The 10100-nt window shown below is 64.7% G+C and carries 9 protein-coding genes; 7 read left to right on the top strand and 2 right to left on the bottom strand.

The annotated features are described in order from the left end of the window. Positions 1 to 12: 12 nt before the first annotated feature. Positions 13 to 981: a zinc-binding alcohol dehydrogenase family protein gene (locus tag FFK22_RS39345; RefSeq protein WP_138893320.1), complete on the bottom strand. Its 969-nt coding sequence runs from the start codon at positions 979 to 981 to the stop codon at positions 13 to 15. A 166-nt stretch (positions 982 to 1147) separates the two neighbouring features. Here FFK22_RS39345 and FFK22_RS39340 point away from each other — a divergent pair, with 166 nt between their 5' ends. The 3 genes from FFK22_RS39340 (at position 1148) to FFK22_RS39330 (ending at position 3582) form a co-directional block, all read left to right on the top strand. Then, entirely contained in the window at positions 1148 to 2047 is a 900-nt protein-coding gene (locus FFK22_RS39340) for a LysR family transcriptional regulator (protein WP_138893319.1), read from the top strand. A gap of 134 nt (positions 2048 to 2181) precedes the next feature. Continuing rightward, a complete protein-coding gene (locus FFK22_RS39335; RefSeq protein ID WP_221939210.1) occupies positions 2182 to 3186 on the top strand; it encodes a pirin family protein in 1005 nt (334 codons plus the stop codon). A gap of 45 nt (positions 3187 to 3231) precedes the next feature. Continuing rightward, positions 3232 to 3582: an ethanolamine utilization protein gene (locus tag FFK22_RS39330; RefSeq protein WP_138893317.1), complete on the top strand. Its 351-nt coding sequence runs from the start codon at positions 3232 to 3234 to the stop codon at positions 3580 to 3582. 150 nt (positions 3583 to 3732) lie between these two features. Here the strand turns inward: FFK22_RS39330 and FFK22_RS39325 are convergent, their stop codons facing one another. Continuing rightward, positions 3733 to 4470 (bottom strand): SDR family NAD(P)-dependent oxidoreductase, encoded by a 738-nt coding sequence (locus tag FFK22_RS39325; RefSeq protein WP_138893316.1) that lies wholly within the window; start codon positions 4468 to 4470, stop codon positions 3733 to 3735. A gap of 362 nt (positions 4471 to 4832) precedes the next feature. On the opposite strand from FFK22_RS39325, the gene FFK22_RS39320 reads away from it, so the two are divergent. The 4 genes from FFK22_RS39320 to FFK22_RS39305 all read left to right on the top strand — a co-directional run bounded on the left by FFK22_RS39320 (position 4833) and on the right by FFK22_RS39305 (position 9938). After that, a complete protein-coding gene (locus FFK22_RS39320; protein WP_138893315.1) occupies positions 4833 to 5486 on the top strand; it encodes a hydrolase in 654 nt (217 codons plus the stop codon). 143 nt (positions 5487 to 5629) lie between these two features. Beyond that, complete coding sequence (locus tag FFK22_RS39315; protein ID WP_186002910.1) at positions 5630 to 7039, top strand: alginate export family protein; 1410 nt, start codon at positions 5630 to 5632, stop codon at positions 7037 to 7039. Between the two features lie 71 nt (positions 7040 to 7110). Continuing rightward, entirely contained in the window at positions 7111 to 8163 is a 1053-nt protein-coding gene (locus tag FFK22_RS39310; protein WP_138893313.1) for an LLM class flavin-dependent oxidoreductase, read from the top strand. Beyond that, complete coding sequence (locus tag FFK22_RS39305; protein ID WP_138893312.1) at positions 8163 to 9938, top strand: monovalent cation:proton antiporter-2 (CPA2) family protein; 1776 nt, start codon at positions 8163 to 8165, stop codon at positions 9936 to 9938. The genes FFK22_RS39310 and FFK22_RS39305 overlap by 1 nt, the downstream gene beginning before the upstream one ends. Positions 9939 to 10100 lie beyond the last annotated feature (162 nt).

The following is a 10100-nucleotide window of genomic DNA, read 5'->3' as shown; positions in this document are numbered from 1 at the left end:
GGTCCACGATGCTCATTGCGTGGCCGAGACGATTGCGACGCGCCCAAGGATGGAATTGCGTTCGGCATAGGCATGGGCCTGAGCAGCGGCCGCGAGTGGAAACGTCCTGTCCACGATCACCCGAAGATCCCCGATCGCCGCCAGCTCCAGCATCCGGGAAACCGTGAGGTAGACATCAGGTTTTTCCAATTGCGTTCCCATGAAGACGCCGAAAAGCGACTGGTTCGCCTGCAGCGCGGGCCACAGATCGATACTGAGGCGCGAACCGCCGGCGTTGCCGACGAAGACCAGGCGCCCCTCGGGGCGCAACGCCGCCAGGGAACCCTGCAATGTGGTTCCCACCGGGTCCACGACGAGATCCGCGCCGCGACCTTCTGTCAGACGCATGACCGTATCGACGACCTCGGCCGAGCGATGATCGATCGCATGATCGAGGCCAAGCCGGACAAGACGTTCGGCCCTTTCAACCCCGGAGACCGTTGCAAGCACAGTCGCGCCTGCCCGATGCGCGAGCTGGATGGCGGCGAGCCCGACGCCGCCGGCGCCGGCCTGGATCAAGACAGCTTCGCCACGCTTCAAACCACCCCGTGCGAAAAGGCAGTGATGAGCGGTCCCGAATGCGATCGGCAGAGCTGCGGCAGCGGCCATGTCGAGCCCTTCCGGCACAGGCCACGTTCGGCTGGCGGCAACAGCACGCAACTGCGCGTGCGACCCGGCGAGATCGAAGCTCGTCACCTTCTGGCCGACCTTGCGATTCGACACTTTCTCTCCGACCGCAATGATTTCGCCAGCGGCCGTATAACCGACGACGAAGGCTGGGTGAGGTGGAGGTGTGGACGCGCGATTGATCAGGTCGCCGCCCTCGATAGCGGCAGTCTCGACGCGGATCAGGACGCCATCGCTTGGACAGACCGGATCGGGCACATCCGCATAACGGAGGACATCCGGCGGCCCAGGGTGATCATAGATGGCTGCTTTCATGGTCCTCTCACTGCGCGCCCCTGCGGAAAGCCGCTATGAATGGCAATGGGTTCAACGGACGCATGCGCCGGCGGGCCACGTCGCTCGGTCGGAACTTGCCGTTCCCTTCGGTGATGCGATAGGGCCATAGTCAGGCAAGCTGTGTCGCGGGATGAGGGACGCCGAATTGGACATCGAGGATCTTCGAACATTCGTCGCGGTGGCTGATGCAGGGGGCGTGTCGGCCGCCGCGCGCCGGCTCGGCGTCTCCAAATCGATCGTCAGTCGGCGGCTTTTACGGATCGAAGCGGATCTCGGCGTCCAGCTTCTTGCACGAACGACCCGCGGCGCCGCGCTCACCGAGGCGGGCATCACGTTCAGAGACCATGCTGCCCGAGCCAGCGCCGAGATCGATACGGCCAGGGAAACGATCGTCCCCACCGGCGAGCTGCGCGGCGTCCTGAGGGTTGCAATGCCGCTTACTTTCGGCCCGACGCATTTCGCCCCCGTCATCGCGGAAATGGCGCGCCAGCATCCGCAGCTCCACGTCCATACCTCCTACAGTGATCGCTTCGTCGATCTCATCGCAGAGGGTTTCGATTGCGCGATCCGGGGCGCCTATCTTCAGGATTCCAACCTGATCGCGAGGCGCGTCGGGCCGATCCATGGCAAGCTTGTCGCAAGCCCGGATTATGTCGAAGCGCGCGGGTCACCCGAAACTCCGGCCGAACTCGCCAGCCATCAGGCCCTCATGCAGGGAACGGAAGCCTGGCAGTTCATGGATGGCAGCAAGATCGTCACGGTCCAGCCGCAGGGCAGGTTCAAGGCCGATAGCGCCACGGCGCTTGCCGCGGCAGCGGCGGCAGGTCTCGGCGTCGCCTGGCTCCCCGATTGCATCACATATGAATATCTCGCCTCCGGCGCGTTGGTCCCGATCATGACACGCTATCCGGTCCCTCCGGGGGCCGCATATGTCGTCCGCCCGCCGGGTCCGCATCCCACGCGGAAAGTGCGGGTGCTCACGGAGATGTTGATCGAGTACTTCGCACGGAATCCGGACGTTTGGGGTCTCGACCCTAAAACATGAACGAAGCGAGGCCTTATCGAAACTGCGTCGGCGGCCGCTCCACCGCGGGGCCGCTGAGCTCGACGACATTGCCCGCGCGTTCCACTTACCGCGACACAGCTTGACGTAGCCCGGGGCTAGTCGGGCAGACGGCCGTGCGCCAAGTTGGGCATTTGCATCGGCAAGGGCAAGGCCTCCCGGAAGCCCAGAAGAGGAGAAGGCGCATGAGTTGGAATCCGGCGATCGACCCCGGCTGCCCCGATGAGGTTGGCCTCGACGCGATCGAGACTCTCATCGTTCCACGCTCTCGCGATCTCGGCGGCTTTGAGGTTCGGCGCGCTCTGCCGGCGCCGAATCGGCAGATGGTCGGACCGTTCATCTTCTTCGATCAGGCCGGGCCGGCCGAGTTCCTGACCGGCCAGGGCGTCGACGTTCGGCCGCACCCGCATATCGGTCTCGGCACCGTCACCTATCTCTTTCGCGGCGACTTCCATCACCGGGACAGCACCGGCGTCGATCAGATCATCCGTCCCGGTGAGCTGAACTGGATGGTCGCCGGGCGCGGCGTGACCCATTCCGAGCGCACCTCAGCGGCCGCCCGAAGCGGTCCGAACAGCCTGTTCGGAATCCAGACCTGGCTGGCGCTGCCCGAGCGTCACGAGGATATGGCGCCGATGTTCGAGCATCACGGCAAGGAGGCGCTGCCGGTGATCGAGGATCGCAGCGTCTCGGTCCGGCTGATCCTCGGGGACGCCTATGGTGAGAAGGCTCCCGCGACCATGTACTCGGAGACGTTCTACGCCGACGTGGCGCTCGAGGCGGGAGGCCGGCTGCCGATGCCGCAGGATCACGAGGACCGGGGCATCTACATCGTGGAAGGCTCGATCTCGATCGCCGGCCAGGATTTCGAGGCGGGCCGGATGATGGTCTTCCACCCCGGCGACAGGATCACGGTCGCGGCCGGCGACAGAGGCGCGCGCCTGATGATCCTCGGCGGCGCGACCCTTTCGGGCCCCCGCTACATCTGGTGGAATTTCGTCGCGTCTTCGCAGGGGCGCATCGAAGAGGCCAAAGCCGAATGGCGCGCGCAGAACTGGGGCAAGGGGCGCTTCGATCTCCCGGTCGATGACCGGGATGAGCACATTCCTCTTCCGGACTGACCGGCACAGGTGACGCAACCACGCCGGCTGAAAGGTGCAATTCCCATGAAGATCAGCAAGTTCGCCATCACCGACGCAGAGCTGGAGCGTTCCCCGGGACAGGACGGAGAGGTGTTTGTGGGCAACCTGGTCGACCAGCGCCATGGCTCTCCGATCACCATCGGCTACGGGCGCTATGGGCCGAACCAGAGGCTCGGGGAGACAATGGCAGTCGATGATGTGATGGTCGTCCTCGAGGGGCGACTGACGGTGTCCGCCAACTCAGACAGCGTCTCCGCGGGGCCGGGCGAGATCGTCCATATGCCGAAAGGCCAGAAGGTGACGATCCACTCGCACGAGCAAGGCGCGGTCACCGCCTATGTCACCTATCCCCACTGGCGGGAGGCACGGGAGTAAATCCTCCGGGTGACGCCGAAGGCTCGACGCCCACGCGGATCATTGTCCGCAGATCCTGACTCGAGAGTTCGGCACGGGAGGGCCGGGGCGTACGGCCCGGGCTGTCGTTGCTTGTCAACATGCGACATGTCCCGCGCCGAACGTGGGACGTCACACTTGGGCGATACCGCCGTCGGCAAACACTTCCGCACCGGCCATGAAGCCGCTGTCGCTCGAAGCGAGGAAGGCGGCGACGGCGCCAATCTCGTCCGGGTCGGCGATGCGCCCGATCGGCGTGATGCCTCGAACCGCCTCGATGCCGTCCTTGCCCATGAGCTCCAGCACCTTCTCGGTCTCTGTCAGTCCCGGCGACAGGACGTTCACGCGGATTCCCCTGTCAGCGAGTTCCAACGTCCAGCTGCGCGCGAAGCTGCGGACTGCCGCCTTGGTTGCGGCATACAGACTGAAGTTGGAGAAGCCCTTCACTGTGGCGCTTGATCCGGTCAGGATAATCGACCCTCCTTTCCCCATCAAAGGCAACGCGCCCTGGACAGTGAACAGGAGGCCTTTGACGTTGGTGCCGAAGACCCGATCGAACTGTTCGGTCGTGGTCTGCCCGAGCGGCGTTGGCTCTGAAATGCCGGCGTTTGCCAACAGAATGTCGATGCCGCCGCGCTCTTCTTTCACGACTTCAAAGAGACGATCGAGATCTTCCGTCTCGTTGATCGATCCGGTGACGCCGCGCGCATTGGGTCCAAGTTTCGCCATCGCAGCACCAAGAGCTGACGCGGTGCGACCGAAGATGTACACGAATGCGCCTTCTTCAATGAAGCGCTTGGATGCGGCAAATCCGATGCCGGTCGCGCCGCCGGTGATCACCGCGGTCTTGCCTTCCAGTCTGGTCGTCATGTGGTCCTCGTGTTCGATCTGTCGCGCGACGCCAAGGGATTGCGCGCCTTTGCGAGCTTTCAGGTTCATCGTGCCTGGAAGTGGGAGCAGCGCTTTTCGTCGCTAGCCCTGAACGGCGTCGTGCTGTGTCGCCAAAGAAGGAACGCCTGGCAGCTGTTCAGTCGGCGGCTCTGGTCTGCCGGCTGTCCGGCGCGGCCCGGTTTAGCTTTCGGGTTGGTGTCCCTGATTCTGCGACACAGCGTGGCAAATTCCGGCGCTACCGTAATCCGCTCGAGGACGGCAATACGGGGCGGCGCTGCCCCGGGGAGCGCAAATGGCTCAGCAGACGTCGCCATCATCGAAGACGCCAGAAAGGAATTGTCATGACCTTCCGCAACGGCCTTGAGTCGCTCCTTCGTCCAGAGGATTCGGTCCTCGTTCTGATCGACCACCAGCCCTATCAGCTGGCCAATCTGAACAGTCATGACCCTCAGATGGTCGTCAACAATACAACTGCGCTGGCGAAGCTAGCAAAAGCCTTCAATGTTCCGACCATTCTCACCAGCGTGATCGCGGCGCGCGGTGGACTTCTCTTCAAGCAGATCACCGACGTATTTCCGGACCAGGAAGTCATCGATCGCACTTGGGTGAACACCTGGCAGGACGAGAGTGTGGTGAGCGTCGTCAAGGCGGCTGGCCGCAAGCAGCTGATCATCGCCGGCCTGTGGACCGAGGTCTGCGTCGCAATGCCTGTCATCCAGGCCGCCGGCGAAGGCTGGGACGTGACCGTGATCACCGACGCGTCGGGCGGCATTTCGAAGGAATCTCACGAAGTTGCCATCCAGCGAATGATCGCGGCCGGCGCGAATGTGATGACCGTGATGGCGCTCGCTGGCGAATGGCAACGCGATTGGGCGCGCACCGAGCATGTCGAGGAGCTGACCGAGATTCTGATCCAGCACTTCGGCGGCAGCGGCATCGCGTATCTTTGGGAGCAGCAGCTGCTCAACACGCCGGTGCCGAAAGCGGCCGGCTGATCGAAGCGGGATGACGAGAATCCTGCGCGATGCATTCCGCTGGAACTGAATCCTCGTCGGGATCCGTCATCCCGTCTCAACGCTCAGCCGGAAGTGGGCACGCCCAGCATCAATCGCGTCGCTCCAGCGGGAGCGGCTGGCGAGTGCCGGTGACGTCGATCCGGGCCTTCGTCGTCGCGATTATCGTTGGTGCTACACAGGTCGAGGCACAGGCGCAGGTCGGGACCGATATCGGCCGCGCGCCGACCTTGACGATCGAGCGTTACCCCGAAAGCTGGTCTTATCTGGCAGACCCCGCCCGGCAGACAGGGCGGTGGACGGAGCCGTTCAAATACATCCCTTTGAGCACGGATGGATCGACCTATCTCACGACAGGCCTCGAAGTCCGATCGCGCTACGAAGGCTATGCCAATGTCCGCTGGGGTGAAGCGCCGGACGACGGCTATGTCTGGCATCGCTTCATGCCCTATGCCGATTTCCATGTGGGAAAGCTGCGCCTGTTCGCTCAGCCTATCGTCTCCGGGATCTCGGGCGTCCGCCGCGCTAAGCGGCCCGTCGATACGACCGGCGCGGATATGCTGCAGGCATTCGTCGAGGTGGAGGTGGATGTCGCGGAGGCGACCTCGCTGCGGATGTCGGCAGGTCGCAAGCTGATCTCGCTGGGCGCGGGACGCTTCGTCGACACGCGCTACGGTCCCAATATCCCTCAGGCCTTCGACGGCTTCGACATATCTCTGACGGGCAAGGCCTGGCAGGTGACGGCGCTCTATTTTCGCCCGGTCGACAACAGGCTCGACGATTTCGACGATCGCACGTCGACCCAGAAGACGCTCTGGGGCGTCTATGCGACGCGGTGGCTGGGCGAAAACCGGGCGACCGGCTTCGACGTCTTCTATCTCGGCCTGCGAGATCGCAACGCGGTCTACGACCAGGGCGCCGGCAATGAGCTGGTCCACACTTTCGGCGCCCGCATATTCGGAGACACCGGCTCCTCATACTGGAACCTCGAGGCCGCCGTTCAGCAGGGAACCTTCGCGAACCGCCGCAGGGCGGCATGGGGAATTGGCGGCGAGATCGGCCATCGTTTTCCACAAGCGCCGCTGCAGCCCGACCTCAGGCTCGCCGCTGATGTGATTTCGGGCGACGACGATCCGGACGATCCGGAACTGGGAACGCTCAATCCCCTCTTTCCCAGGGGCAAGTACTTTGTGTCTCAGTCGCCGATCGGGCCGCGCAACCTGATCCATGTCCGGCCTTCCATCACGATCCGTCCGCACACGGACGTCGAGCTGTCGCTGTCGGGTTCGGCCTATTGGCGACAGAGCACCGACGACGGCATCTACGCAATCTCGGGTGCCCTCGTGCGCAGCGGCAAAGACAGCGATGCGCGCTTCATCGGAACACAGGCCGAAATCGCCGTCGCCTGGCAGGCCACGCCGGAGCTCAACCTGGCGGCCTCGGTCGGCGTCTTCGATCCGGGAACGTTCATCCGGGAGACAGGATCGTCGCAGGTCATCAAGCTAATCGGCGTCATGGCGAACTATCGGTTCTGACCATGCCGTCCTTCGCTGCTCTCGAACCCCTGTCCCCACGCCGCGCCGCTGAATGAGCTTAAGGATCACCTATGGAAATCGGTATCGACAGTTTTGCCGCGATCCTCCCCGATCCGGCGACGGGCAAACCTCCCTCGCCGACTGATCGCATGGCCGATCTCCTCGAGGAGGTCGAGGTCGCCGACCGGGCCGGGCTCGATGTGTTCGGCATCGGCGAGCATCATCGCGCCGAGTTCCTCGATTCCGCGCCGGCGATCATCCTCGCCGCAGCCGCGGCCCGCACCAGCCAGATTCGGCTCACCAGCGCGGTGACGGTGCTGAGCGCCGCCGACCCGGTTCGGATCTTCCAGGAGTTCGCGACGCTGGACCTGATCGCGGGAGGCCGGGCCGAGATCATCGTCGGCCGCGGCTCGTTCGGCGAGGCCTATCCGCTGTTCGGCATGGATCCGCGGGATTACGACGAACTCTTCGCGGAGAAGCTCGATCTTCTTCGGAAGCTCAACGAGACGACCCACCCGATCTGGAAGGGTCGCTTCCGTGCGGCGCTGGAGGGTCAGGGTGTCTATCCGCGTCCCCATCAGCCGCGCCTTCCGCTCTGGATCGGCGTCGGTGGCACGCCGCAATCCTTTGCCCGTGCCGGCGCGCTCGGCCTGCCGCTGATGGTCGCGATCATCGGCGGGACCTTCGAGCGCTTCCGCCCGCTCGTCGATCTCTATCGGGAAGCCGGCTCGAGCGCCGGGCATAGACCCGACAAGCTCAAGGTGGGCGTCCACGCGATGGGCTTCGTCGGCGAGACGAACACTGCGGCCAGGGAGGCGTTCTTCCCCGGCTGGGCGCATCTGACCGGGAGGATCGGCCGTGAACGCGGCTGGCCGCCGCCGTCGCGCCAGCAGTTCGACGCCATGGCGGGCCCGGAAGGCGCGTTCCTGATCGGCGATCCGGCGACGGTCGCAGCCAAGATGCTCCATGCCAGCGAGGCGCTCGGCGGCGTCTCGCGCATCACCTTCCAGATGAGCACCGCCTCGCTCGAAACAGCGGCGATGAAGCGCTCGATCGAGCTCCTGGGCACCGAGGTTGCGCCGGGCGTCCGGGCGACCACGCACAAAACCGAGAAGACGACCTGATGGCTGAAGCGAGCTTGGGGCAGACGATCGCTCCCGCGATTGTCCTGATGGGAGCGGCCGTGGTTGCCGTGCCGCTGTTCCGACGGCTCGGCCTCGGATCGGTCCTCGGTTACTTCGCCGCCGGCGTGCTGGTGGGCCCATCGGTGCTCGGCCTGTTCACCGACGCCCAATCCATCCTGCATTTCTCGGAGCTCGGGGTGGTGATGTTCCTGTTCGTGATCGGACTGGAACTGCGCCCGCCCAAGCTCTGGGCCATGCGTGGCCAGATCTTCGGGCTGGGGCTTGCCCAGGTCGCGGCCGCGATCACGGCCCTCGCGCTGACGGGCGCGGTGGTGTTCGGGTTGTCGGGTCCGGTCGCTTTCATTGCCGGGGCGGGCTTCGTCCTGTTCTCGACCGCTGTCATCATGTTGGTGCTGCAGGATCGCGGCGAGATGTCGAGCGCGGAGGGTCGGAAATCGGTCGCGATCCTCCTGTTCGAGGATCTGATGATCGTGCCGCTTCTGGCGGTGGTCGCCTTTCTGTCTCCCCTCTCGGACGGCCAAGCGGGATGGACCGGCATTCTGATGGCGGCGGCCGCGTTGTCTGTGCTCCTGGCGGTGTCGCGCTGGGGTCTGAACCCGTTCTTCGCCCTGCTGGCGCGGGCGCGGACGCGCGAGGTCTTGACGGCGGGCGCACTGTTGGTGGTCCTCGGCGCGGCACTGCTCATGGAGGTCGCCGGGCTGTCCATGGCGATGGGAGCTTTCCTCGCCGGGGTGATGCTGTCGAGTTCGAGCTACCGACACCAGATCGAAAGCGACATCGAGCCGTTTCGCGGCCTGCTCATGGGGCTGTTCTTCCTGGCAGTCGGCATGTCGCTCGACCTCGCCGTGGTCGCGGCCGAATGGCGGCTTCTGCTGGCCATGCTGGCCGCCTTCACGGTCGCGAAGGCCGTCGTGGTCTATGCCGTCGCGCGCCTGTTCGGCAGCTCCAGCCACCCGGCCTTGCACCGAACCTCGATGTTCCTGCAGGGCGGCGAGTTCGCCTTCGTGCTCTACGCCGCGGCGACGTCGGGTGACGTCATCGATGCGCGGGAGAACGCGCTGTTTTCCACCGTCGTGATCCTATCGATGGCCCTGACCCCGCTGCTCATGATCGCGACGGACAGGCTGCTTCGTGCCGAAGCATCGATGGACGGTGTCGATGCCGCCCGCGACCTGAAGGGGCGGATCCTCCTTATCGGCTTCGGCCGCTTCGGCCAGATCGCTTCGCAGGCGCTGCTCTCCAAGGGCGTTGACCTCGCCGTCATCGACAAGGATCCCGACCGGATCCGCGACGCGGGACGATACGGTTTCAAGGTCTACTTCGGCGATGGTGCCCGGCTCGACGTCCTGCACCACTCCGGTGCCGGAGTGGCCGATGCGATCATGATCTGCATCGACGATCCCAAGACCGCGCTGCAGATCGTGGAACTGGTGCGGCACGAATTTCCGCAGGCCAGGCTCCTGGTGCGAAGCTATGACCGCGGACATGCGATCGAACTGATCCGCATGGGTGTCGACTATCAGATCCGCGAGACGGTCGAGGCCGCCTATCTGATGGGAGCGGCGGGCCTGCGGGCCTTGGGCTTTGCCGATGTTGACATCGAGGAAGCCGCCGAGGACATCCGCCGGCGCGATATGGAGCGGCTGGCCGAGCAGGTCCAGGGCGACGCCATGTCGGGCAGCGATAGGTTGATCCTCCAGCCCGTAGCGGAGCCGCTAACGGCATCGCCGACTCATAGCAGGCCGCAGAGCTAGAGCAGATCGTTGCCGGCTCCTCGACATGTGGATCGAGGACAACGTCGGCACTGAACCGATCAGTCCGCGCGGGTCGTCTGTATCGAGAAGCTCACCGTCGCTGTGGCCGGGCTGGCGGTCCGATGATCGTACACCAGTGGGCATGAGCGTAGATGGTTGCGA

This window comes from Mycobacterium sp. KBS0706 (assembly GCF_005938675.2).
Classification (GTDB): domain Bacteria; phylum Pseudomonadota; class Alphaproteobacteria; order DSM-16000; family Inquilinaceae; genus Inquilinus.
Note: the sequence above shows the minus strand (reverse complement) of the source record. Positions and strands in the feature narration are given on the sequence as shown.

What these genes read in the sequence shown, in the direction of transcription:
- FFK22_RS39345 (WP_138893320.1), bottom strand. Translation starts at nt 981, where the DNA reads ATGAAAGCAGCCATCTATGATCACCCTGGGCCGCCGGATGTCCTCCGT.
- FFK22_RS39310 (WP_138893313.1), top strand. Translation starts at nt 7,111, where the DNA reads ATGGAAATCGGTATCGACAGTTTTGCCGCGATCCTCCCCGATCCGGCG.
- FFK22_RS39305 (WP_138893312.1), top strand. Translation starts at nt 8,163, where the DNA reads ATGGCTGAAGCGAGCTTGGGGCAGACGATCGCTCCCGCGATTGTCCTG.
- FFK22_RS39325 (WP_138893316.1), bottom strand. Translation starts at nt 4,470, where the DNA reads ATGACGACCAGACTGGAAGGCAAGACCGCGGTGATCACCGGCGGCGCG.
- FFK22_RS39320 (WP_138893315.1), top strand. Translation starts at nt 4,833, where the DNA reads ATGACCTTCCGCAACGGCCTTGAGTCGCTCCTTCGTCCAGAGGATTCG.
- FFK22_RS39330 (WP_138893317.1), top strand. Translation starts at nt 3,232, where the DNA reads ATGAAGATCAGCAAGTTCGCCATCACCGACGCAGAGCTGGAGCGTTCC.